This window comes from Duganella caerulea, assembly GCF_040362985.1.
Lineage (GTDB): Bacteria > Pseudomonadota > Gammaproteobacteria > Burkholderiales > Burkholderiaceae_D > Rugamonas > Rugamonas vulcania.
The window spans coordinates 369,788-393,661 of the sequence record NZ_BPWJ01000002.1; the positions used below are offsets into that span (position 1 = coordinate 369,788).

Sequence of the window (23,874 nt, forward strand, 5' to 3'; positions counted from 1 at the left end):
GGCCTCGGCGCGTGCGCCACATTGTTCATTTTTAAACTGCCTCCCCATGCCGAATTGGCTTTTGCCTGAGAATATCGCCGACGTTTTGCCGTCGGAAGCACGCAAGATCGAAGAGTTGCGTCGTCTGATGCTGGATAATTTCCGTCTGTACGGATATGAACTGGTGATGCCGCCGCTGCTGGAGTACCTGGAGTCGCTGTTGACCGGCGCCGGCCAGGACACCGATCTGCGCACCTTCAAACTGGTGGACCAGCTGTCGGGCCGCATGCTCGGCCTGCGCGCCGACATGACGATCCAGGTGGCGCGCATCGACGCCCACCTGTTGAACCGCGCCTCGGTCACGCGCCTGTGCTACGCCGGCAGCGTGCTGCATACCCGTCCGTCGGGCCTGCACGCCACCCGCGAGCCGCTGCAGATCGGCGCCGAGATCTACGGTCACGCCGGCCTGGAAGCGGACGCCGAGATCCAGGAATTGGCATTGGCCTCGCTGGCCCTGGCCGGCTTCACCGAAGTGCGGCTGGACCTGACGCATGTCGGCGTGCTGCGCGCCATCCTGGAGTGCGACGCCGCCGCCAAGAGGGACGAAGCCCAGCTCTACCTGCTGCTGCGCGCCAAAGACGTGCCGGGCCTGCAGGCGCTGACGCAAGATTATTCGCCGGCCGTGCGCGACGCGCTGCTGGCGCTGCCGAACCTGTACGGCGACGTTGAAGTTTTGAAGCGCGCCCGCGAAGTGCTGCCGGACCTGCCGGGCATCGCCAAGGCGCTGGCCGAGCTGGCCGCGCTGGCGGCATCCGCCATCGACCGCGCCGAAGTCGCGATCGACCTGGCCGACCTGCGCGGCTACCAGTACGAAAGCGGCGCGATGTTCGCGCTGTATGTGCCGGGCTTGCCGAACGCGGTGGCGCGCGGCGGCCGTTACGATCACGTAGGCGAGGCCTTCGGCCGGGCACGTCCCGCCACCGGCTTCTCGCTCGACCTGCGCGAACTGGCGCGCCTGTTGCCGACCGCGGAGCGCAAGCATTCGATCCGCGCGCCGTGGGGCAATGCGCCGGAGTTGAAGGAAAAAATCGCCGAACTGCGCAAGTCCGGCGAAGTCGTGATCCAAAGTTTGCCGGGTCACAGCAACGAGCTGGACGAGTTCGAGTGCGACCGCGCTCTGGTACTCGACGATAATGGTAGCAACTGGATTCTTAAAAACTTAGGTTAGTGTGATGTCAAAGAAAAACGCAAAAAACGTCGTCGTCATCGGTACCCAATGGGGCGATGAAGGTAAAGGCAAGATCGTCGACTGGTTGACCGATCATGCACAAGGTGTGGTCCGCTTCCAGGGCGGCCACAACGCCGGCCACACGCTGGTCATCGGCGGCGTCAAGACCGCGCTGCAGCTGATCCCTTCGGGCATCATGCGCCCTGGCGTGGCCTGCTACATCGGCAACGGTGTGGTGGTGTCGGTGCCGGACGTGCTGCGCGAAATCGACAAGCTGGAAAAAGTCGGCGTCGAAGTCGCCTCGCGCCTGAAGGTGTCGGACGCCGCTCCGGTGATCCTGCCTTACCACTCGGCGCTGGACCTGGCCCGTGAAGCCAAGCGCGGCGAAGCCAAGATCGGCACCACCGGCAAGGGCATCGGCCCGGCCTACGAAGACAAGGTCGCGCGCCGCGCGATCCGCGTCGCCGACCTGCTGAACGAAAAGCGCTTCGCCGAGAAACTGGCCGAGAACCTGGACTACCACAACTTCGTGCTGGAAAACTACCTGAAGGCTCCTAAGGTCGACTATCAGAAGACGCTGGAAGACGCGCTGGCCTACGTGCCGCGCCTGCGTCCGATGGTGACCGACGTGTCGAGCGCGCTGTACGCCGCGCACAAGGCCGGCGCCAACCTGTTGTTCGAAGGCGCGCAGGGCTCGCTGCTGGACGTCGACCACGGCACCTATCCGTTCGTCACCTCGTCGAACTGCGTGGCCGGCAATGCCGCCGCCGGCGCCGGCGTCGGTCCGAACATGCTGCACTACATCATGGGCATCACCAAGGCCTACACCACCCGCGTCGGCTCCGGCCCGTTCCCTTCGGAACTGCCTACCGATGCAGGCGTCGGCCATCACCTGGCGCAAGTGGGCCACGAATTCGGCACCGTGACGGGCCGCGCCCGCCGCTGCGGCTGGTTCGACGCGGCGCTGCTGCGCCGTTCGGTGCAGATCAACGGCGTGACGGGCATGTGCCTGACCAAGCTGGACGTCCTGGACGGCCTGGAATCGCTGAAGCTGTGCACCGGCTACACCATCGACGGCGTGGCCGTGGACATCTTCCCGTCCGGCGCTGAAGAAGCCGCCCGTTGCGTGCCGGTGTACGAAGAAATGCCGGGTTGGACCGAAAGCACCGTGGGCGCCAAGTCGCTGGCGGCGCTGCCGGCCACCGCCCGCGCTTACATCAAACGTATCGAAGAGTTGGTCGGCGTGCCGGTCGACATGGTTTCGACCGGTCCGGATCGTGAAGAAACGATCGTGCTGCGTCATCCATTCGAGTAACAAATAGGAATCAGTCATGACGACGACCCCACAAAGCAACGAAAAACACCTCTGGGTCACCTGGGATGAATACCACCGCCTGATCGAGCGCCTGGCGCTCAAGGTGCACGAGTCCGGCTGGAAGTTCGACCAGGTGCTGTGCCTGGCGCGCGGCGGCGTGCGTCCGGGCGACGTGTTCTCGCGCATCTTCGACGTGCCGCTGGCGATCCTGTCGACCAGCTCGTACCGCGAGGAAGCCGGCACCGTGCGCGGCGACCTGGACATCGCCAAATACATGACGATGACCAAGGGCCCGCTGAGCGGCCGCATCCTGCTGGTCGACGACCTGGCCGATTCGGGCGTCACGCTGGTCAAGGTGATGAAGCACCTGAAGGAAAACTTCGAAGGCGTGACCGAAGTGCGTTCGGCGGTGATCTGGACCAAGGGCAGCTCGGTGTTCAAGCCGGACTACCAGATGGAAGAACTGCCGCACAACCCATGGATCCACCAGCCGTTCGAAGACTACGACGGCATCCGCCCGCACCAGCTGGCGGCCTGGATCAAGAAGGGCGAGAGCGGCAACTAAGCCGTTGTATTGCTCTACAGAAAAGCGGCCGCCGGCCGCTTTTTTTATTTGTCTCCCATGGACAACGAATAAATACTTCTGGGCAATTAAAGTTGCAAATATGTCCTCTTACATGTGCAAAAAGAAATGCAAATAGGACATTTTGTGTTATGATCCCTATCATCTAGCAAGTGGCGGCAGCGCCGCACCTGGGCCACCATTTTTAAGGAATTTGCATGAAATTGAAAAACTTTGCCGCCGCAGCAATTTGCGTAGCCGCTGGCGTGTTCGCGGCTCCTGCGATGGCCGACACGATCACCTACGACATCGCCGCCTTCGGCCCAAGCTACACCGACCTGCTGACGTCCCTGGCTGTCAAGCAGTTCGACCCAAGCAAGGGTGTACTGACCGGTGTGAGCATTTCGTACTCCACCACCGTCACTGGCGATGTGCTGCTGACCAATGTCAAGAGCACCAACAAGCTCGTCGATATCGACCTGTCATCGACGATGACCCTGAAACTGCCGGACAACTCGGTAGTTGGCACTGACACCAAATCCCTGTTCTCGAGCACGGTCACCTCGGTCAAGAAAACCTCCGATGTCCCCGCAGGCCATAACAGCGTCGTGTTGCTGGCTTCCGGTGATCTGAGCAGCAACTACTTCTCGATGTTCACCGGTACCAGCGACGTTACCGGCATGTTGTCCGTCACCGCCGTCAGCAGCGCCGTCAGCCCGAGCGGCATCACCGCCGACTACACCACTTCGGCGATTGGCGAGGGTCATGTCACCTACACCTTCAATGCGGCCCCGGTACCGGAGCCAGAAACCTACGGCATGCTGCTGTTGGGTATGGGCGTTGTAGCCTTCGCAGCCAAGCGTAAATCGCGCTCGGCCCAGGCTTAAGACTAGACTCTCACGACAACGATTGCGGATATAACATGAAAAAATTCACGAAAACCCTGTTCGCGGCCGCCGCCATGACGGTCGCTTTTGGCGCGCAGGCTGCCACCGTACTAGCCACCCCGGTTATCGACACCATTCTGGACGTTGAATCCAATCCTGGTTCGTTGAGCTTCGCACAGTTCAACGCCAGCCTGGGTACGCTGACTTCGGTGCAGTTCGAACTGTTCAACACCATCCACGGTGACATCGACATCAAGAACAAGGCTTCGACCGGTTCGACCTTCGTCATCCATACCGGCGGCGACCTGACTGCTACCCTGGCTGGCCAGAGCATCACCACCTCCAACTGGATCGACCCGAGCTTTACGCTGGCCGCGGGCGCCAGCCAGCACACCGACGTGGCTCCAGTGAGCACGAGCAAAACGCTGACGTTCAACCTGCCTGCGAGCCTGGGCTCCTTCATCGGCAGCGGCACTTTCTCGGCAACCCTGGATGGTGTTTCGGGACAGGCACTGACATCGGGCGGCAATGCCAAGTATGGTACCGACATTCTGATGGACGGCTACGCCAAGGTGACCTATACCTACACAGCCGCGCCAGTACCGGAACCGGAAACCTACGCCATGCTGCTGGCTGGCCTGGGCCTGATGGGTGTGGTGGCACGCCGCCGCAAGTCGGTTTAAGCTGAATCTGGTGGTACACTGCAAACGGGAGCTTCGGCTCCCGTTTTTTGTTTTTAATCCCGAGACACCATGACCCAGAATTTTTTCCAGACCTTCATCCTGCTGCTGCTGGTGACCGACCCGTTCGGCAACGTGCCGCTGTTCGCGAGCGTGCTCAACCCGGTGCCGGTGGCGCGCCGCTCGCGCATCGTCATCCGCGAGTGCGCGATCGCCTTCGTGCTGCTGCTGGTGTTCATGTTCTTCGGCCGCCACTTCCTCACCGCGCTGCAATTGTCGGAAGTGTCGCTGCGCATCGGCGGCAGCGTGATCCTGCTGCTGATCTCGATCCGCATGATCTTCCCGCACCCGGACGGCGTGCTGGGCCGCACCGAAGGCGGTGAGCCCTTCATCGTGCCGCTGGCGATCCCCGCGCTGGCCGGACCGTCGGCGCTGGCCACGGTGCTGCTGTTCTCGCGCGAGAGCACCGGCGAGGTGCTGGTCCACGTGGCCGCGCTGGCGGCCGTGGGCGTGGTGTGGCTGGCGGTGTTCCTCAGCGCCGAGCGCCTGCAGAAAGTGCTGGGCCCTCAGGTGATGACCGCCTTCGAGCGCCTGATGGGCCTGATCCTGACCGCGATGTCGATCGAGATGCTGCTGGGCGGCATACGCGAGTTCGTGAAGACCCTCTAAGGCTGGATGCCGCACGCGCGCAAGTCGGCGGCCAGCGAGTTCGCCACGGCGCCCTAAGGCTTGGCGCTTCGTGCGCGCAGGTCGGCCGCCACCGTGTCCAGCAGGCGCCAGGCGCGTTCGCGGTCGCTTTCGCTTTCGGCCGGCAGGACGGGCAGGTCGGGCTTGACGCCGGCCACCTCGTCGCTGCCATCGGCCCGCAGGCGCACGCAGTTCGGGACGCGGTAGCGCAGGCGCGAATGCGGCAGCACCACCGGCGGCGCGTCGGCCATGAAGCCGCAGCCGTCGCCAGCGCTGGCACGGCCGACGATGCGCGCGCCGGCTGCGTCCTGCATCAGCGCGGAAAACATCTCCGCCGACGATCCCGTGCCGCCGTCCGTCAGCACGTACACCGGCCCGTTCCAGGCGCCGCGCAGATCATCCACCTCGGCCGCCCAGTAAATGCTGGAGGCGATCTTCAGGTTGCCGAAGGCCTTGGGCGGCAGATAGCTGGCCTGGCCGCTGGCGTAGCCGGCGTCGATCAGGCGGCTGCAGCCGCTGGGCTGCCATGGCCGCTGCTCGCTCCACGCCCACGACAGGTCGCAGCCGCGCGCCGCGATGCCGGCCTTGCGCGCCTCGAACGCGGCGATCGACTGCTCCAGCATGGCCTGCGCGTCGGGCGTCACGCCCTGTTCCTTCTGCGCCTGGCGCAGGCCGTCCAGCTGCTCGTCGAAATACATGGCCGCCAGCGGCGCGGCGCTCATCATCATGCGGGCCGAATGCACATCGCGTCCGGTGAACAGGCGCACCGCCCAGTCGCCGGTATCGTTGCCGCCAGGGTTGTTGCCGACATCGACGATCACCGCCGCCACCTTCTGCTCCTGGAAGTGGCGCAGCTGCGCCGCCAGCGTGCGCAGCCAGGCCGCGTTGGCGGCCTCCTTGACCGGCTTGACATCGGCCTCGCTCATCGTCCCCTTGGCCTGCCGCTCCGACCATGCCTGCTCGCAGGCGGCGGGGGAAGCGTCCTGCTGGCGGAAGCGGGCGATGCGCACCACGCCGAACCGCGTCCCATCCGACGCCGCGACCACGCCTGAGCGGAAGGCGCGCGTCAGGCCGTCGGCCTCCAGCACGGTGCCCGGCAGGCTCTCGAACGGCAGCGAGAACGCCGCGCCGCGCGCCGGCCCGTAACCCAGCGCGGCGCAGGCCTGCGTGGCGTTCAGGCGGGAATAGTCGACCTTGGGCAGCGCCAATGGCTGTGCGATCTTCGGCTGCAGCACGGCACCGGCGGTGGAGAAGTGGCCATCATGGAAGCCACTGACGAAAGCCGACAGCGCGGCCTTGGTCATGGACTCGTCCTCGGCGGTTTCCAGCAGGCGGCGGGTGCGCTTGTCGAGCGCCGGCAGGTCCACGCCGCCCTGCGGCGAGGCAAACCACGCCAGGTTGGCGTAGCGCTGCTCCAGCGCCGTCTTCAGCGCCGCGTAGTCGTCCAGCCAGTCCTTGCGCTCGAAGGCGCAAGCGGTGGTGGCGGTGGTCAATAACAGGGTTGCGGCCAGAAAAGTTTTCATCGGGCGAGGTGCTTGCAAAAAAGCTAATCGTAGCAGCTTTGAGCAATATTGCAAAAATCTCTTTACAGGCTCGTCAAAAGGCGCGTAGACTTTGCGACATCAAATGTAACCGGTTACATCTCCTCAAAGCGTAGCCGGTTTTCTTTTTGATCGTAATGTAACCGGTTACATTCAATTCAAAAGGGTATCAATGGCGATCACCATCAAGGATGTGGCACAAGAGGCGGGCGTTTCCGTCGCATCCGTTTCGCGCGCGCTGAACGGCCATGCCAGCATCACCGACGACACCCGCAAGCACATTCTGGCGGTGGTCAAGCGCATGCGCTACATGCCGCACGTGGGCGCGCGCAGCCTGACCACCAGCTTCACCAACACCATCGGCGTGCTGCTGCCGGACCTGTACGGCGAATTCTTCTCGGAGATGATACGCGGCATAGACGGCGCGGCGCGCCGCCGCGGCTTGCATCTGATGGTCTCCAGCCTGCACGGCGACGCCGACGAAGCGGCGCTGGCGATCCGCGCCATGCGCGGCCGGGTTGACGGCCTGCTGGTGATGTCGCCCCACGTCGACGCCGCCTTCCTGTCCGATAACCTGCCGGAAGACCTGCCCATCGTATTGATGAACACCGCCGCCGGCGGCACCCAGTATCCGTCCATCTCGGTCGACAACTACAGCGGCGCGCACGCCATGGTCGCGCACCTCATCGAGGGCGGATATCGCCGCATCGCCTTCCTTGCCGGGCCGTCCGGGAACTTCGAGGCGCAGGAGCGTTTGCGCGGCTACCGCGCCGCGCTGTCCGAGCTGGCGCCGGGCGCCGCCGAACACGTCTTCGAAGGCGACTTCTCCGAGCAGTCCGGCCAGGCCGTCGGCCAGGCGCTGCTGGAGATGGACGCTGGCCAGCGCCCCGACGCGCTGTTCGCCGCCAACGACATGATGGCCATCGGCGCGCTGCTGACGCTCAAGCAGGGCGGCCTGCGGCTGCCGCAAGACATGGCCCTTGCGGGCTTCGACGATATTCCGATTGCGCGGTATGTCAGCCCGGCGCTGACAACCGTTCGAGTTCCGATTGCCGATCTGGGTGTGCGGGCGCTGGAAAGCCTGGTCGCCAAGATCGGCCAGCCGGGCAGCGTGCCCGCAAGCGCGCAGACGCTGGGCGCAGAGCTGGTGGCCCGCGCGTCGACAGGGGAGAGCACACCCACATAAATCGCAGTTCCGCTTCATGCCTAGATTCACACAACAAAAATCAGGAGACAAACATGAAAACAAGCACACGACATCTACCCGCTTTACGCCTGTCCGTCATGGCGGCCTCGCTGGCCGCCGCCTTGCTGGCCGCACCCTACGCCGGCGCACAACTGAGCAGCGCCACCATCCAGGGCCAGGTCACGGCCGCCAACGCGGCGCCGTCGGCCGGTGCGGCGGTCAGCGCCACCAACCAGCTCAATGGCTATGTCTACCGCACCGTCACGCGCGCCGACGGCAGCTATGTGTTGAGCGGGGTCGCCCCCGGCACCTACGAGATCAGGGTCGGTGAGCAGAAGGCGGAACTGGTCACCGTCAGCGTCGGCCAGACCAGCCAGGTCAACCTGGCCTTGCAGGGCGGCGTGCAGCAGGTGGTGATCACCGGTTCGGCCACGCGGCGCGATGTCGCCGGTTCCGAGATCGGCACCGCGGTCTCGCGTGAGCAGATCGAGAAGCTGCCGCAGGTGACGCGCAATTTCCTGTCCTTCGCCGACCTGGCGCCGGGCGTGCGCTTCAACGTCGACAACAGCGGCAACGTCAAGGTGCAGAGCGGCGCGCAGAACCAGGACAACGTCAACGTCTTCATCGATGGCGTCAGCCAGAAGAACAACATCCTGCGCGGCGGCGTCTCCGGCCTCGATTCCAGCCGTGGCAATCCGTTCCCGCAATCGGCGGTGGCCGAGTACAAGGTCATTTCGCAGAACTACAAGGCGGAGTATGACCAGGTATCCAGCGCGGCGATCACCGCCGTCACCAAGTCCGGCGGCAATCAGCTTCACGGCGACGTGTTCTGGGACCACACCGGCACCAACCTGACCGCGCTCGATCCGTTCCAGAAGGCCGCCGAGCGGCAGGGCATATCGCGTCCGGCATCGTCGCAGGACCAGTACGGCGTGACGCTGGGCGGTCCGATCAAGCAGGACGTGGCGCACTTCTTCTTCGCGTATGAAGGCAAGAAAATCGACAGTCCGCGCCAAGTGGTGGCGCAACGCACCGACCTGCTGCCCAACGCCGGCGTGGTGCCTGGACTGCTGGCGCAACAGGGTTCGTCGGTGTCGTCGTTCAAGGAGAACCTGTTCCTGTTGAAGGTGGACGCGCAGATCGACCGCGACCAGCGCGTCGAGGCCACCGCCCGCATCCGCCGCGAGACCGACCTGATTCCGGAAGACGCCAAATTGAGCGTGGCCGAGAATGTCCTCAACCGCAGCAACGACGAGGACCGCTTCGATTTCAAGCATGAGTGGAGCAACGACCGCTGGCTCAACGAGGCGCGCCTGGGCTACGAAAAATACACCTGGAATCCGCATTCGAACGCCAACACGCCGTATATCCGCTACCAGGTCTCGCCCAGCAATACCGATAACAACGTGGTCGACGTGATCATCGTGGGCGGCTCGCCCAACAACCAGTTCCGCGAGCAAAGCGGCACGCTGCTGCAGGACGACCTGACCTACAACGGCATGGCCGGCCATACGATGAAGGGCGGCGTCAAGGTCAAGCACATCAGCTACGACCTGTCCGGCACGGCCCGCGCGGTGGACCAGATCTATGAACGCATCGACACCGTGACCGGCCTGGCCAGCATCATCCGCACCGACAAGGCCATCGCCCCCAGCGGCGTGGACTTCTCCAACAACCAGTATGGCCTGTACTTCCAGGACGACTGGCAGGCCACCAACAAGCTGCTGCTCAATCTCGGCCTGCGCTACGACTACGAAGACAATATGCTGAACAACAGCTATGTCACGCCGGCCGACCGTGTCGCCATCTTCGACAAGCAGGACCCGCGCGATGGCGCGCCCGCAGGCCAGACCTATGCGCAGTCGCTGGCCAAGGGCGGCATCAACATCAGGGACTACATCAGCACCGGCAGCAACCGCAAGGCGTTCAAGGGCGCGTGGGCGCCGCGACTGGGCCTGTCCTACGACATCAAGGGCGACCGCGCCTCGGTGCTGTTCGCGGGTTGGGGCAGGGCGTACGACCGCACCATCGCCAACCACGCGCTGGACGAATCGCAGAAGAACGCGCAGCCCGGCGGCGAAATCTGGATGATCAAGAGCGATCACAAGATGGCCTACACCGACCAGTTCAGCTTTGGCCTGCGCCAGGCGCTGGGCATGTGGAACGGCGAGGCGGGATACACCAATTCGCGCAGCCATAACCAGTTCAACTGGTTCGGCGGCAATCGCGATCCCCAGGGCGGCTGGGGCACGGCGTCGCCGATCGATCCGCTGTGGGGTTCCGTGCCTGGATTCAGCACGCTGATCCTGGGCGACTTCATCACCGAGGCGAAGACCGATTCGGCCTACCTGAAGATGGACAAGCCATACACCAAGGCCTCCACCTGGAGCCTGGGCGCGACCTACACCTACAGCCGTGGCGAGACTACCAACAAGGAATGGACCAACGATATCTTCAACTGGACCTACGGCCGCAATACCGCGGGCTGGCATCCGTCGACGGACGTCGAACGCCATCGACTGGTGGTGGCCGGCGTGAGCGACGGCGTGCTGCCGTTCGGGTTGATGTTGTCCGGGAAGCTGACGCTGGGTTCCGGTCTCCCTTACCGTATCACGGATTGTTCGACCGGCTTCGATCACTGCGTGTCGGCCAAGGGCAATGGCAGCGCGTTCCACCAGGTCGATGTCGGCGTGTCGAAGGAAGTCGGTTTCCGCTACGGCAAAGTGTCGCTGCGTGCCGACGTGCTCAATCTGTTCAACAGCGTCAATTACGGCGGCTACGATGGTTGGGGCGGTGGCCCCGGTAACCCGCAGAACCGGTTTGGCGGCGATAACAAGAACCTGGGCACGCCGAACTCGGTCGGTGGTCCGATGCGCACTGTGAAGTTCAGCGCCCGCTACGCCTTCTGATTCCGGCCGTAGTTCCGTTGTGTGGTGCCGCTCCCTGTGAGATGGGAGCGGCGGTTTCCTGACGCGCCACGTGCGCTCGCCATTGGAAGAAAACGATCCATGTCATTGCCCCTTGCTTTACGCCGTACGCCGCAAGTCCTTGCCTGTCTGGCCCTGGTGTTCTCCGCGCTGTACTCAGGCGCCGTTGCCGCCCGCGACAACCAGCTGCCACCGCTGTTCGATCAACTGGAACAGCGGACCTTCAACTTTTTCTGGGACACCGCCAACCCCGCCAACGGCCTGGTGCCGGACCGTTATCCGACGCCGTCGTTCTCCAGTGTAGCGGCGGTGGGCTTCGGTTTGACCGCGTATCCGATCGGCGTGGAACGCGGCTACATCACGCGCCAGCAGGCGCGCGACCGTGTGCTGGCCACGCTGCGCTTCTTCCGCAATGCACCGCAAGGCCCGGCCAAAGGCACGAGCACCAGCGGCTACAAGGGTTTCTTCTATCACTTCCTCGACATGAAGACGGGGCTGCGCTACAACGACAACGTGGAACTCTCCACCGTGGACACGGCGCTGTTCCTGGCCGGTGCCCTGTTCTCCCAATCCTACTTCGACGGCGACGACGCCGCTGAGAAGGAGATCCGCAAGCTGGCGACGGAAATCTACGAGCGTGTGGACTGGACTTGGGCGCAGGCGCGCAAGCCTTCCATCGCGCTGGGCTGGCATCCCGAGTCGGGCTTCATCGGCTACGACTGGAAGGGCTACAACGAAGCGATGCTGATCTACGTGCTGGCACTGGGATCGCCATCGCATCCGGTGCAGCCGGAGGCGTGGAAGGCATGGACCAGCAACTACGCCAAAAGCCTGGAGGGCAAGGGCGACAAGGAACACCTGGGCTTCCCGTCCATGTTCATCCACCAGTACAGCCATGTGTGGATCGACTTCCGCAACATCCGCGACGACTACATGCGCGAACGCGGCTACGACTACTTCGAAAACAGCCGCCGCGCCACCTATGCGCAGCGCGACTACGCGATCAGCAATCCGCTGCGCTGCAAAGGCTACGGCGCCAATGTCTGGGGCATCACCGCCAGCGATGGCCCGGTCGACAAGACGCTGGACTACGAAGGCCAGAAGCTGCCGTTCCGCACCTACGCGGCGCGTGGCATCGGCGGCCTGAAAACCTACGACGACTGCACGCTGGCGCCAACCGCCGCCGCCGCGTCGCTGCCGTTCGCGCCGGAGATCGTCATCCCCGCCGTGCTGGAAATGAAGCAGCGCTATGGAGACTTCATCTACGACCGCTATGGCTTCCTGGACGCGTTCAATCCGAGCTTCGACTACAAGGTGCCGCTGCAGCAGGGCCGCGTGGTGGCCGGCAAAGGCTGGGTGGACAACGACTACCTCGGCATCGACCAGGGCCCGATCATCGCCATGACCGAGAACTACCGCAGCGATCTGGTTTGGCGCGTCATGCGCGGCAACCCCGCCATCCGTCGCGGGCTTGAACGCGCAGGCTTCACCGGTGGCTGGCTGTCGAAATGAAGATGCGTTTTTCTCTGGTCCTGCTGGTGCTGGCCTTTGCCGCGCTGCTGTCCTCCTGCGCCCCGCGCCGGGAGGAAGGCGTGGTGCTGAAGTTCTGGGCCATGGGCCGCGAGGGCGAGGTGGTCACCGCCCTGATGCCGGAGTTCGAACGCACCCATCCCGGCGTGCGCGTCGAAGTGCAGCAACTGCCGTGGACCGCCGCGCATGAAAAGCTGCTGACCGCGTTCGCCGGCGAAGTCATGCCGGACATTTTCCAGCTCGGGAATACGTGGGTGCCCGAGTTCAAAGCCATCGGCGCCTTGCGCGCGCTGGACGGCGAGGTGGCGACATCGCAGCATGTCACGCGGGCCGACTACTTCCCCGGCATCTGGGACACCAACATCGTCGACGGCAAGCTGTGGGGCGTGCCCTGGTATGTCGACACGCGCGTGATGTTCTACCGCCGCGACATGCTGGCCCGCGCCGGCTACGCGAAGCCTCCGCAGACCTGGGAGGACTGGATGAAGGCGATGACCGCGATCAAGCGCATCGTCGGCCCGGACAACTATGCGATCCTGCTGCCCAGCGACGAATTCGAACCGCTGCTGGCGCTGGCCCTGCAGCAGGACGAGCCGCTGCTGCGCGACGGCGGCCGGTATGGCAATTTCCGCACGCCGGGATTCCGCCGCAGCCTGCAGCTGTATGCGGACATGTATGCGCAGAAGCTGGCGCCGCTGAACCGCATCACCAATGTGTATCACGAATTCGGCATGGGCTATGTGTCGTTCTACATTTCCGGTCCGTGGAATATGGGCGAGTTCAAACGCCGCCTGCCCGCGGACCAGCAGGACAGCTGGATGACGGCCATCCTGCCAGGTCCTTCGGGGCCTGCGGCATCGGTGGCGGGCGGCTCCAGCCTGGTGCTGGCCGCATCGTCCAAACACCAGCGCGAGGGCTGGCAACTGATCGAATACCTGTCGCGCACCGACACCATGGCGCGCTTCCATGAGCTGACCGGCGACCTGCCGCCACGCCGCAGCAACTGGTCGCATCCGCGCCTCGCCGAGGACAAGTACGCCCAAGCATTCGGCGAGCAGCTGGAGCGCGTCAAGCCGGCGCCCAAGGTACCGGAGTGGGAGCAGATCGCGACCGAGATGCGCCTGGTGACCGAGCGCGTAACGCACGGCGAGCTGACGGTCGACCAGGCCGCCGCCGAACTGGATGCGAAGGCCGACCATATCCTCGAAAAGCGCCGCTGGATGCTGGCGCGGAAGGAGGGCAAATGAACTCGCAGCGCGCTGCCTGGTGTTTCGCCGGACCGGCGCTGCTGGTCATCGGCGTTTTCTTCTTCCTGCCGGTGCTGGCGGCCTTGGTCATGAGCCTGACCGACTTCGATATCTACGCACTGGCCGACCTGCGCAACCTGCGCTTCGTCGGCCTGCGCAATTACATCGAGCTGCTGCAAACGCCGCTGTTCTGGCAGGCCTTGGGCAATACCTTGTACTTCGTCGTGGTGGGCGTGCCGCTGTCGATCGCCGCCTCGCTGGGCGCCGCGCTGCTGCTGCACTCGCGGCTGACGCGCTTCAAGGGCCTGTTCCGCACCGCCTTCTTTGCGCCGGTAGTGACGTCGCTGGTGGCGGTGGCGGTGATCTGGCGCTACCTGCTGCACACGCGCTACGGCATGGTCAACCACGGCCTGGAATTGCTGGGCATCTCGCCGGTGGACTGGCTCAACGATCCGCACTGGGCGATGCCGGCGATTATCCTGTTCGCGTTGTGGAAGAACTTCGGCTACAACATGATCATCTTCCTGGCCGGGCTGCAAAGCATCCCGGACGATCTGTACGAGGCGGCGGGCCTGGACGGCGCGGGCGTGTGGCAGCAGTTCCGCTACATCACCTGGCCGATGCTCGGGCCAACGCTGCTGATGGTCAGCATCCTGAGCATGTCCGCCTACTTCCAGCTGTTCGCCGAGCCATATGTGATGACGCAGGGCGGACCGGTGCAAAGCACGGTCAGCGTGTTGTACTTCATGTATGAGCAGGGCTTCAAGTGGTGGAACCTGGGCGCGGCGTCCGCCGTGGCCTTCATCCTGTTCGCGATCATGTTCTGCGTCACGCTGCTGCAGCTGCGCGTCGCCAAGGGAGTGGATGCATGAGCGCCTTGCAAAATAAGCCGCGCGCGCTGCTGCTCAACGTCCTGATGCTGGGTGCAGGCGCGTTGACGCTGTTCCCGCTGTGGTGGATGGTGTCGACATCGCTAATGGCGCCGGGCGAATCGAGCAATTTCCCGTTGCCCATGCTGCCGCGCTCCGCCACCTTGCATAACTATCGCGAGTTGTTCAGCCACGCGGGCATCGGCCAGTACCTGCTCAACAGCGTGCTGCTTTCTTGCGCGGCGACGCTGCTGTCATTGCTGTTCAATGTCAGCGCCGGCTATGCATTCGCCAAACTGCGCTTCCAGGGGCGGGACCGCATCTTCAAGGCGATGCTCGGCGCGCTGGTGATACCGAGCCAGGTGGCGATGCTGCCGCTGTTCTTGCTGCTGAAGTATATGGGGCTGGTGAACAGCTACGGCGCCGTGCTGGTGCCGGCGATGGCGGGCATCTTCGGTATCTTCCTGGTGCGGCAGTATGCGTTGACGATACCGGACGCGTTGCTGGAGGCGGCGCGCATGGACGGCGCCAGCGAGTTCCAGATCTTCCGCATCATCGTGCTGCCGCTGCTGACGCCCATCCTGGTCACGCTGGGGATCTTCACATTCCTCGGCACGTGGAACGATTTCATGTGGCCGTTGATCGTCCTGACCGACAAGGACTTGTACACGCTGCCGGTGGCGCTGGCGTCGCTGTCGCGTGAGCACGTGCAGGACAATGAGTTGATGATGGCCGGCTCGGTGCTGACCATCCTGCCGGTGCTGCTGTTGTTCCTTGGCCTGCAGCGGTACTACATACAGGGCTTGCTGGTGGGGAGCGTCAAGGGATGATGCGTCTCTTCACACTATTGGCCGCGTTCTGGATCACGGTGGCGGCGCACGCCGGGGTGCTCGACGATTTTTCGAATATCGCCCTGTGGCAGGCGCAGGCTTCGGATGGCGTGCTGTCCAGGGCCAGCGCCGCCGACGGCGGTCTGCGGCTGGATTTCGACTTCGCGGGCCGTGGCGGCTATGCCTTCGCGCGTCGCAGCCTGCCGCTCGATCTGCCGGAGAACTACGAGATATCGTTCTACATCCGCGCCGATGCGCCGGTCAATCACTTCGAGTTCAAGCTGACCGACGCCAGTGGCGACAACGTCTGGTGGTTCCAGCAGCAGAACTACGCTTTTCCAAAACAGTGGCAACTGGTGCGCGTCAAGAAGCGCCAGATTCTGTTCGCATGGGGGCCGGCCAAGGACCACACATTGACGCATGCCGACCGCATTGAATTCGTGGTCAGCGCGGGTAGCGGTGGAGGTAGCGGTTCGGTCTACATCCGCCAGTTGGCGATCCGCGAGCTGCCGCCCACGCCGAAGGCTTGGCCGCAAGCGACAGCGCAGGCCTCATCGGCGGCTTCGCAGGGCGGGGCGGCGCTGGCATTGGACGGCAATCCGTCGACAGCCTGGATCAGCGCAGCGGGCAAACGGCAGCAGCTGGTGATCGACCTTGGTGCCGAGCGCGAATTCGGCGGGCTGGTGCTGCATTGGCAGGGCCGCCGTTATGCGCGCCGCTACGATATTGAACTGTCCAGCGATGGTGCCAGTTGGCGCATGGTGCGCCGCGTCATCGACGGCAACGGCGGCGACGATCCGCTGCGGTTGCCGGAATCGGAAGCGCGTTACATCCGCCTCGTCCTGCACGACGGCCCGGCAGCCAACTATGCGTTGGCTGAAGTGGAGCTGAAAGACCTGGCCTACGGCGCCACGCCCAACGATTTCATTTCCGCAGTCGCGCAAAGCGCGCAGCGCGGCACGTATCCGCGCGGCTTCTCGGGCCAGCAGCCTTACTGGACGCTGGTGGGCGTGGACGGCGGCGGCGATCATAGCGCGCTCATTTCCGAGGACGGCGCCATCGAGGCGCGCCAGGGCGGCTTCTCGGTCGAGCCTTTCGTCGAGGACGGCGGAAAGCTGGTGAGCTGGGCCGACGTCAAAGTCACCCAGAGCCTGCGCGACGGCTATCTGCCCGTACCCACGGTACGGTGGCTGCATCCCTCATGGACGCTGGACGTGACCGCAGCGGCGGCAGGCACGCCGGCATTGTCGCAACTGCTGGCTCGCTACGAACTGAAAAACCGCTCTGGCACACGCAGGAAATTGAAACTGGTGCTAGCCGTGCGGCCCTTCCAGGTGAACGCGCCACGCCAGTTCCTCAACACGCCGGGCGGCTTCAGCGCGATCAACGACCTGGCGTGGGATGGCAAAGCGTTGACCGTCAACGGCGACGCCAAGGTCTATCCGCTGGAGCGTCCTGCCAGCGTGGCGCTGGCCTCGTTCGATGCCGGCCTGCTGCCGGGCGATGCTGGCGCTGCCGCGTCGCTCGAGTCCCGGCCCCTCGCGTCAACCAGCATCGGGCCAACTGCCGTCGAGCGAACCAGCGTCGCGCGAACCGCCATCGCACGAACCGCGCACGACGACACGGGCATGGCCTCGGCCGCGCTGACCTATGAGATCACGTTGCCGCCGCACGGTAGCGTGGTGCTGGGAGCCGTCCTGCCGATGGCCGGCGGCGCCAATGCCCTCGCACCGGAAGGCGCGCGCGCCGCCTGGCTGTCGAGTGAGCAGGAAAGAGTGGCGAACGAATGGCGCACCAGGCTGAATCAGGTCACGCTCCGCATGCCACCTGCCGGCCAGCACATGGCCGACACGCTGCGTTCATCGCTGGCCCACATCCTGATGACCCGCGAAGGCGCGGCGCTGCAGCCGGGCACACGCTCCTACCGCCGCTCCTGGATACGCGACGGCGCCATGATGTCCGAAGCGCTGCTGCGGCTTGGTCAGCCGGAAATCGCCGCCGACTACCTGCGCTGGTACGCGCCGTACCAGTTCGACAGCGGCAAAGTGCCATGCTGCGTCGACCGCCGTGGCGCCGATCCTGTACCGGAAAACGACAGCCACGGCCAACTGGTCTTCCTCGCCGCCGAACTGTATCGCTACACGCAGGACAAAGCCGCGCTGGCAACAGCCTGGCCGCGCATGGACGCCGCCGCGCGCTACATGGAATCTTTGCGCCAGTCCGAACGCACGGACGCCAACCGGACAGCGGAACGCCGCTCGCTCTTTGGCCTGATGCCGGCCTCGATCAGCCATGAAGGCTACTCCGAAAAGCCGATGCACTCCTACTGGGACGACTTTTGGGCACTGCGCGGCTACAAGGACGCGGCCGACATGGCGGCGATATTGGGCGACAGCGCCGCCGCACAACGGCTCTCGGCCCAGCGAGACGAATTCCGCCGCGACCTGTATGCATCGCTGGCCGCCAGCACCGCCGCGCACAAAGTGAACTACATGCCCGGCGCTGCGGAGCTGGGCGACTTCGATCCCACCTCGTCCACCATCGCATTGACGCCAGGCGGCGAACAGCAGCAACTGCCGCCGGCGATGCTGCGGGCGACCTACGAAAAATACTGGGACTTCTTCCGCGCCCGCCGCGACGGCAGCAAAGCATGGGACGACTACACGCCCTATGAACTGCGCAACGTCAGCGCCTTCATCCGCCTGGGCTGGCGCGAGCGCGCCGCCGAGCTGTTGGACTACTTCTACGCCGATCAACGCCCGGCCGCATGGAACCAGTGGGCCGAAGTGGTCGGCCGCGATGCGCGCCAGCCGCGCTTCCTTGGCGATATGCCGCACGGATGGATCTCTTCCGATTACATCCGCGCCGCACTCGACTCGTTCGCCTACGAACGTGAATCCGACCACGCGCTGCTGCTGGGCGAGGGCATCCCCAACGCCTGGTTGCAAGGCGACGGCATAGGGCTGCACGGCCTGCGCACGCCGTACGGCCCGCTCAGCTACACGCTGGCGGCGCAGGGCGGCCAGCTCACGCTGCGCATAGAAGCCATGCGACGTATGCCGCCCGGCGGCGTGATTTACAACTGGCCCTGGGCCGGCACGCCGGGCGCCGTGCGCCTGAACGGGCAGCCTGCGGCCTTGCAGGGCAAGCAGATCACGATCAACAGTCTTCCAGCGGTTTTGCAGATTGACGCCGCACCGTTTTAACTTCCGCCTCAAAGGGATTTTTACATGAACAAAGCCATTCAATTTCCAGCCAACTTCCTGTGGGGCAGCGCCACGTCGGCCTATCAGATCGAAGGATCGCCGCTGGCCGATGGCGCGGGAGCCAGCATCTGGCAGCGTTTCTGCGCGGTGCCCGGGAATGTGCGCGACGGCCACCACGGCGATATCGCTTGCGACCACTACAACCGCTACAAGGAAGACGTGGCGCTGATGGTCAAGCTGGGATTGAAGGCCTATCGTTTCAGCGTATCGTGGAGCCGCATCCTGCCTCAAGGCCGCGGCGCGGTGAACCAGGCCGGCCTGGATTTCTACAGCCGCCTGATCGACGAGCTCCTCGCCAACGGCATCGAGCCGATGGTGACGCTGTACCACTGGGATCTGCCGGCGGCACTGGATGATCGCGGCGGCTGGCTCAATCCTGATATCGCCGACTGGTTCACCGACTACGCGCGCGTGCTGTTCCGTGCCTTCGATGGGCGCGTCAAATCCTGGGCCACGCTGAACGAGCCGTGGGTGGTGACGGACGGCGGCTACCTGCATGGCACGCTCGCTCCCGGCCATCGCAACCTGCACGAGGCGGCGCTGGCCAGCCATAACCTGATGCGCGCGCACGGCAGCGCCGTCAAGGCTTACCGCGAAGAGGGCAAGTACCAGATCGGCATCGTCGTCAACATCGAACCAAAATATCCGGCCAGCCAGTCGCAGGCCGACCTGGATGCGACCCGCCGCGCCGACGCCTACATGAACCGCCAATACCTGGACCCGATCTTCCTCGGCGCTTATCCGCCGGAGATGAAGGAGATCTTCGGCGAGGCATGGCCTGACTGGCCCGCCGCCGATTTCGACCTGATCGGCCAGAAGCTGGACTTCGTCGGCATCAACTACTACACCCGCAGCGTGGTGCGCCACGAGGCGGCGCACTGGCCGCTGCGTGTTGCGCCGGTTCGCCAGACGCAGGCCACCTATACGGAAACCGGCTGGGAGGTGTTCCCGCAAGGCCTGACCGACACACTGGTCAACTTCAAGCAGCGCTACGGCGACACGCCGCTGTATGTGATGGAGAACGGCTCCGCCTTCTACGACCCGCCGCAGGCCGAGGATGGGCGGGTGCACGATCCGCTGCGCGTGAGTTGCCTGCGCAAGAACATGGGCGCGCTGCACGCGGCGCTGGAGCTGGGCGTGGACCTGCGCGGCTACATGGTGTGGTCGCTGCTGGACAACCTCGAATGGTCGCTGGGATTTTCCAAGCGCTTCGGCATCATCCATGTCAACTTCGAAACCCAGCAGCGTACCTTGAAGGACAGCGCGCTGCTGTATGCCGACATCGTCGCCAGCAATGGCGCCTGCCTGAACCAACCGGGTTAACACCATGCCTACTCCTGAACTGTCGCGTCACGCGCAACTGCTGTCCAACGGCAGCTTTACTACATTGATCACCGGCGCCGGCACCGGCTTCAGTCGCGTTGGCGATACCATGCTGTCGCGCTGGAGCGGCGACCGCATCGAGGATGCGGAGGGCTATTTCTTCTATCTGCGCGACGCCGCGAGCGGCCAGCTTTGGTCGCTGGCCGCGCAGCCCGGCGCGGCGGATGCCGCCGGCGTGCGGCGTTGGGCAGGCGGCGATGCGGGCAGCTGCTGGATCGGCGTGGTCGCCCATGGCATCGAGGCGCGCATGGGAATCGCCGTCGATCCGCAGCGGAACGTGGAGCTGCGCAGCGTCTTGCTGAATAATTTGTCGGACATCGAGCGCACGATCGAGGTGACCAGCTACCTGGAGGTCGTGCTCAATCGCCAGTCCGATGAGGCCTCGCACCCTGCGTTCTCCAAACTGTTTGTACAGACGGAGTTCGACGCCGCCACCGGCGCCTTGCTGGCGCGGCGCCGACCCCGTGGCGAAGGGGCGGCCGGCCTGTGGATGGTGCACGCCGCGGCCGGTGGCGCCGCGGCCGGATACGAGACGGACCGCACCCGCTTTATCGGCCGTGGACGCGATCTGCGCGCGCCGGCGGGCTTGGACAGCGAGCTGTCCGACAGCGTCGGCAATGTGCTCGATCCCGCCTTCAGCCTGCGCCGCCGCGTTGTGCTCCGGCCGGGAGAACAGGTACGGCTGGTCTTCATGCTGGGCGCGGCGCCGGGCCGCGATCAGGCATTGGCGCTGACATCGGCGATGGACGCCGGCGGCCAGCCGCTGTTCGACGCCGCGCGCGCCGCAGGCAGCGCGTTGCAGCAGCGGATCGGGCTCACAGATACACAGGCCGAGTATTGCCAGCGCCTGGTGGCCGCCATGTTGTACGGTCAGTCGGCTGTGCGCGTGCCGGCATCGACGGCGGCCATCGCCAGCGCGGTGGTCAGCGGCTCCACCGAGGCGACCGGCACGAGGAGCTCCGATTTGCCGGCTGGCCCGATGATACTGCTGCGCAGTGTGGGCCGCGTTGACGCGAGCGTCGATCTGATGCTGCGCGCGCGCCGCTACTGGGCCGCGTTGGGCGTGCCGCTGAACGTGCTGCTGGTGGCCGATGGCCGCGTGCCGCAGCAGGAGGGCGTCTATCAACGCAGGCCGGACGAGATTCCACCGGCCGAGATGGCGCACATCGAACTGAACGCCTTGCTGATCGTACGCGGAGGCTTGCCCGCGCTGGGTGACGTCGACGGCGCGGCCCACACTCCGCCCCGGATGCCGGCGACGCTGGCCGATGGACCCTCCGCGCTGCCGGGCAGGCCGCTGCTGCGCTTCTTCAACGGTAATGGCGGCTTCTCCGAGGCGGGCGACGAGTATGTGATTCGCATGAACTGGGATGCGGAGCGCGGCCTGCACCGGCCACCGCTGGCGTGGACCAACGCCATCTCCAACGAAGGCTTCGGCTTCCTGGTCAGCGAGAGCGGCGCAGGCTATACATGGAGCCGCAACAGCCGTGTGCATCGCCTGACCCCGTGGTACAACGACCCGATCCGCGATCCTCACGGCGAAGCGCTCTATCTGCGCGACGAGGACAGCGGAGCATTCTGGTCGCCGCTTCCCGGCCCGGTGCCCGCCGGCGCCGGCTACGAGGCCGCACATGGATTTGGTTATTCGCGCTTCCGTCACGCCAGCCACCAGCTCGAGCAGGAAACCGTCATGTTCGTGCCGCGCCATGATCCGGTGAAGATCGTGCGCGTGTGCGTGACCAATCGCGGTGGTGCTGCCCGCAGGCTGTCGTTGTTCTCCTACCAGCGCCTGGTGCTGGGCGGCACACCGGCCGACAGCAGCCGTTTCGTCGTCACCGAGCATGACGCCAGCGGCGTGCTGCTGGCTCATAATCCGCTGGCCGGCCAGTTCGCCGACGGCGTGACGTTCGCCGCCGCCCTGGCTGGCGCTGGCGCCGCCGTCTATCACAGCGCCGACCGCGCCGCCTTCATCGGCCGTCACGGCAGCCCGGCGAATCCGGCCGCGCTGGCGGCACCCCGGCTAGACGGCGCCACCGGCGCCGGCCTTGATCCCTGCGCTGCGCTCCAGACGGTGCATGAACTGGCGCCAGGCGCCACGCTGGAATGCGTATTCCTGCTGGGCGAAACGGTGGAACGCAAGGCCGCGCTGGATCTGGTGCGGCGCTACCGCGAACCGGGCGCGGTGCAAAAGGCGTTCGATGAGATCACGGCATTCTGGCGCCATACCGTCGGCGCGGTGCAGGTGACCACGCCGGCTCCCGCCGTGGACCTGATGCAGAACGGCTGGCTGGCCTATCAAAACCTGAGCTGCCGCATCTGGGGCCGCTCGGCGTTCTACCAATCCGGTGGAGCGCTGGGCTACCGCGACCAACTGCAGGATTCCAGCGCGATGATCTACGCCCGCCCGGACCTGACGCGCCAGCAGATCCGCATACACGCCGCGCACCAGTTTGTGGAAGGCGATGTGCTGCACTGGTGGCACACTGCGCCGATGGAGCAGGGCCTGCGCACGCGCTTCTCGGACGATCTGCTATGGCTGCCCTACATCACGGCTTTCTACATCAACACCACCGGCGATTGGAGCGTGCTCGATGAAGTGGAGCCGTTCCTGACCGCGCCGCTGCTGAAGGATGGCGAGGACGAGGTGTACCTGAAGCCTGAACTGTCCGGAATCAGCGGCGACGTCTACGAGCATTGCTGCCGTGCGTTGGACCGCTCGCTGACACAGGGCGCGCATGGCCTGCCGCTGATGGGCACGGGCGACTGGAACGATGGCATGAATCGCGTCGGCCGGGAAGGGCGCGGCGAAAGCGTGTGGATGGGCTTTTTCCTGTCCCGCATCATCAAGGACTTCCTGCCGATTTGCGAGAAGCGTGGCGACAGCACGCGCGTGAAGTTCTACCGCGCCTACCACGACCATCTGGATCACGCGTTGAACGCCGATGGCTGGGATGGCGAATGGTACCGCCGCGCCTTTTACGATAACGGCGCGGTGATCGGCTCCAGGGAGAGCGACGAATGCCAGATCGATGCGCTGGCCCAGGCCTGGGCCATCATCTCTGAGGTGGCGCCGCCGCAGCGCGCCAACCAGGCGCTCGATGCGATGGAGCAGCGCCTGGTGTCCGAACCGGACAAGCTGATACGCCTGCTGACGCCAGCTTTCGTCAACACGCCGAACGATCCCGGTTACATCAAGGGCTACGTGGCGGGCGTGCGCGAGAACGGCGGCCAGTACACGCACGCTGCCTGCTGGGCCGTGCGGGCGATGGCCGAGGCGGGGCGCCGCGACCGCGCTGCGACACTGCTGGAGATGCTCAGCCCCGTCAGCCACGCGCTGGACCCCGCCGCGGTGGCGGTGTATCAGGTCGAGCCCTACGTGATCGCTGCCGACATCTACGGCGAAGCGCCGCACGTCGGACGCGGCGGCTGGACGTGGTACACCGGCTCTTCGGGATGGATGTATCGCGTGGGACTGGAGTCGGTGCTTGGCTTCCGCATCGAGGGCGGCGACACCATCGTGCTGGCGCCCCGTATTCCGGACGAGTGGCCCGAGTTCACCATCCGCCATCAGCTGCCGGATGCTGGCGGCAGCTACGAGATCGTCGTGCGCAATCCGCAGCGCCGCGCGGGCTCCGTGCTGCACGCCGCGCTGGATGGCGTGTCGCTGGCGGTGCACGGCGGTGTCGCGCGCATACCGATGCTGCGCGACGGTGCGGCGCATCGCGTCGAACTGGTGCTGGGCTAACAGGGGAATGGA

At 65.0% G+C, this 23,874-nt stretch carries 16 protein-coding genes; 15 read left to right on the forward strand and 1 reads right to left on the reverse strand.

Annotated elements, in window-relative coordinates; translation table 11 throughout:
- Positions 1–46 precede the first annotated feature (46 nt).
- The 6 genes from ACUJB0_RS06475 to ACUJB0_RS06500 all read left to right on the forward strand — a co-directional run bounded on the left by ACUJB0_RS06475 (position 47) and on the right by ACUJB0_RS06500 (position 5,320).
- A complete protein-coding gene (locus ACUJB0_RS06475; protein WP_161083464.1) occupies positions 47–1,207 on the forward strand; it encodes an ATP phosphoribosyltransferase regulatory subunit in 1,161 nt (386 codons plus the stop codon).
- A 4-nt stretch (positions 1,208–1,211) separates the two neighbouring features.
- Positions 1,212–2,522, forward strand: a complete 1,311-nt coding sequence (locus ACUJB0_RS06480) for an adenylosuccinate synthase (protein ID WP_161083465.1) — start codon at positions 1,212–1,214, stop codon at positions 2,520–2,522.
- A gap of 16 nt (positions 2,523–2,538) precedes the next feature.
- Entirely contained in the window at positions 2,539–3,087 is a 549-nt protein-coding gene (locus ACUJB0_RS06485) for a phosphoribosyltransferase (protein WP_444844510.1), read from the forward strand.
- A gap of 215 nt (positions 3,088–3,302) precedes the next feature.
- Positions 3,303–3,971 (forward strand): choice-of-anchor E domain-containing protein, encoded by a 669-nt coding sequence (locus tag ACUJB0_RS06490; RefSeq protein WP_444844511.1) that lies wholly within the window; start codon positions 3,303–3,305, stop codon positions 3,969–3,971.
- A 35-nt stretch (positions 3,972–4,006) separates the two neighbouring features.
- Positions 4,007–4,654 (forward strand): choice-of-anchor E domain-containing protein, encoded by a 648-nt coding sequence (locus ACUJB0_RS06495; protein ID WP_444844512.1) that lies wholly within the window; start codon positions 4,007–4,009, stop codon positions 4,652–4,654.
- Between the two features lie 69 nt (positions 4,655–4,723).
- On the forward strand, positions 4,724–5,320 hold the full coding sequence (locus tag ACUJB0_RS06500) for a MarC family protein (protein WP_117013366.1): 597 nt from the start codon (positions 4,724–4,726) through the stop codon (positions 5,318–5,320).
- 53 nt (positions 5,321–5,373) lie between these two features.
- On the opposite strand, the gene ACUJB0_RS06505 is transcribed toward ACUJB0_RS06500, so the two are convergent.
- Positions 5,374–6,861: a S41 family peptidase gene (locus ACUJB0_RS06505; protein WP_444844513.1), complete on the reverse strand. Its 1,488-nt coding sequence runs from the start codon at positions 6,859–6,861 to the stop codon at positions 5,374–5,376.
- Between the two features lie 190 nt (positions 6,862–7,051).
- On the opposite strand from ACUJB0_RS06505, the gene ACUJB0_RS06510 reads away from it, so the two are divergent.
- The 9 genes from ACUJB0_RS06510 to ACUJB0_RS06550 all read left to right on the forward strand — a co-directional run bounded on the left by ACUJB0_RS06510 (position 7,052) and on the right by ACUJB0_RS06550 (position 23,862).
- Positions 7,052–8,065: a LacI family DNA-binding transcriptional regulator gene (locus ACUJB0_RS06510; RefSeq protein WP_444844514.1), complete on the forward strand. Its 1,014-nt coding sequence runs from the start codon at positions 7,052–7,054 to the stop codon at positions 8,063–8,065.
- A gap of 53 nt (positions 8,066–8,118) precedes the next feature.
- On the forward strand, positions 8,119–10,974 hold the full coding sequence (locus ACUJB0_RS06515; protein WP_444844515.1) for a TonB-dependent receptor: 2,856 nt from the start codon (positions 8,119–8,121) through the stop codon (positions 10,972–10,974).
- Positions 10,975–11,073: 99 nt separating this feature from the next.
- The gene (locus tag ACUJB0_RS06520; RefSeq protein ID WP_444844516.1) at positions 11,074–12,504 is read left to right on the forward strand and encodes a glucoamylase family protein; all 1,431 of its coding nucleotides are present in this window, start codon (positions 11,074–11,076) and stop codon (positions 12,502–12,504) included.
- 2 nt (positions 12,505–12,506) lie between these two features.
- The gene (locus ACUJB0_RS06525; protein WP_444844517.1) at positions 12,507–13,769 is read left to right on the forward strand and encodes a sugar ABC transporter substrate-binding protein; all 1,263 of its coding nucleotides are present in this window, start codon (positions 12,507–12,509) and stop codon (positions 13,767–13,769) included.
- Positions 13,766–14,641 carry a carbohydrate ABC transporter permease gene (locus ACUJB0_RS06530; RefSeq protein ID WP_444844518.1) on the forward strand — a complete coding sequence of 292 codons (876 nt, stop codon included), beginning with the start codon at positions 13,766–13,768 and terminating at the stop codon, positions 14,639–14,641. Before ACUJB0_RS06525 ends, ACUJB0_RS06530 begins: the two co-directional genes overlap by 4 nt.
- Entirely contained in the window at positions 14,638–15,468 is an 831-nt protein-coding gene (locus tag ACUJB0_RS06535; protein ID WP_444844519.1) for a carbohydrate ABC transporter permease, read from the forward strand. The genes ACUJB0_RS06530 and ACUJB0_RS06535 overlap by 4 nt, the downstream gene beginning before the upstream one ends.
- Positions 15,465–18,674 (forward strand): discoidin domain-containing protein, encoded by a 3,210-nt coding sequence (locus tag ACUJB0_RS06540; protein ID WP_444844520.1) that lies wholly within the window; start codon positions 15,465–15,467, stop codon positions 18,672–18,674. Before ACUJB0_RS06535 ends, ACUJB0_RS06540 begins: the two co-directional genes overlap by 4 nt.
- A gap of 24 nt (positions 18,675–18,698) precedes the next feature.
- A complete protein-coding gene (locus tag ACUJB0_RS06545; RefSeq protein ID WP_444844521.1) occupies positions 18,699–20,057 on the forward strand; it encodes a GH1 family beta-glucosidase in 1,359 nt (452 codons plus the stop codon).
- 4 nt (positions 20,058–20,061) lie between these two features.
- Entirely contained in the window at positions 20,062–23,862 is a 3,801-nt protein-coding gene (locus ACUJB0_RS06550) for a GH36-type glycosyl hydrolase domain-containing protein (protein WP_444844522.1), read from the forward strand.
- Positions 23,863–23,874 lie beyond the last annotated feature (12 nt).

Coding starts and splice junctions, on each gene's coding strand:
- ACUJB0_RS06475 (WP_161083464.1), top strand. CDS start 47: ATGCCGAATTGGCTTTTGCCTGAGAATATCGCCGACGTTTTGCCGTCG.
- ACUJB0_RS06480 (WP_161083465.1), top strand. CDS start 1,212: ATGTCAAAGAAAAACGCAAAAAACGTCGTCGTCATCGGTACCCAATGG.
- ACUJB0_RS06485 (WP_444844510.1), top strand. CDS start 2,539: ATGACGACGACCCCACAAAGCAACGAAAAACACCTCTGGGTCACCTGG.
- ACUJB0_RS06490 (WP_444844511.1), top strand. CDS start 3,303: ATGAAATTGAAAAACTTTGCCGCCGCAGCAATTTGCGTAGCCGCTGGC.
- ACUJB0_RS06495 (WP_444844512.1), top strand. CDS start 4,007: ATGAAAAAATTCACGAAAACCCTGTTCGCGGCCGCCGCCATGACGGTC.
- ACUJB0_RS06500 (WP_117013366.1), top strand. CDS start 4,724: ATGACCCAGAATTTTTTCCAGACCTTCATCCTGCTGCTGCTGGTGACC.
- ACUJB0_RS06505 (WP_444844513.1), bottom strand. CDS start 6,861: ATGAAAACTTTTCTGGCCGCAACCCTGTTATTGACCACCGCCACCACC.
- ACUJB0_RS06510 (WP_444844514.1), top strand. CDS start 7,052: ATGGCGATCACCATCAAGGATGTGGCACAAGAGGCGGGCGTTTCCGTC.
- ACUJB0_RS06515 (WP_444844515.1), top strand. CDS start 8,119: ATGAAAACAAGCACACGACATCTACCCGCTTTACGCCTGTCCGTCATG.
- ACUJB0_RS06520 (WP_444844516.1), top strand. CDS start 11,074: ATGTCATTGCCCCTTGCTTTACGCCGTACGCCGCAAGTCCTTGCCTGT.
- ACUJB0_RS06525 (WP_444844517.1), top strand. CDS start 12,507: ATGCGTTTTTCTCTGGTCCTGCTGGTGCTGGCCTTTGCCGCGCTGCTG.
- ACUJB0_RS06530 (WP_444844518.1), top strand. CDS start 13,766: ATGAACTCGCAGCGCGCTGCCTGGTGTTTCGCCGGACCGGCGCTGCTG.
- ACUJB0_RS06535 (WP_444844519.1), top strand. CDS start 14,638: ATGAGCGCCTTGCAAAATAAGCCGCGCGCGCTGCTGCTCAACGTCCTG.
- ACUJB0_RS06540 (WP_444844520.1), top strand. CDS start 15,465: ATGATGCGTCTCTTCACACTATTGGCCGCGTTCTGGATCACGGTGGCG.
- ACUJB0_RS06545 (WP_444844521.1), top strand. CDS start 18,699: ATGAACAAAGCCATTCAATTTCCAGCCAACTTCCTGTGGGGCAGCGCC.
- ACUJB0_RS06550 (WP_444844522.1), top strand. CDS start 20,062: ATGCCTACTCCTGAACTGTCGCGTCACGCGCAACTGCTGTCCAACGGC.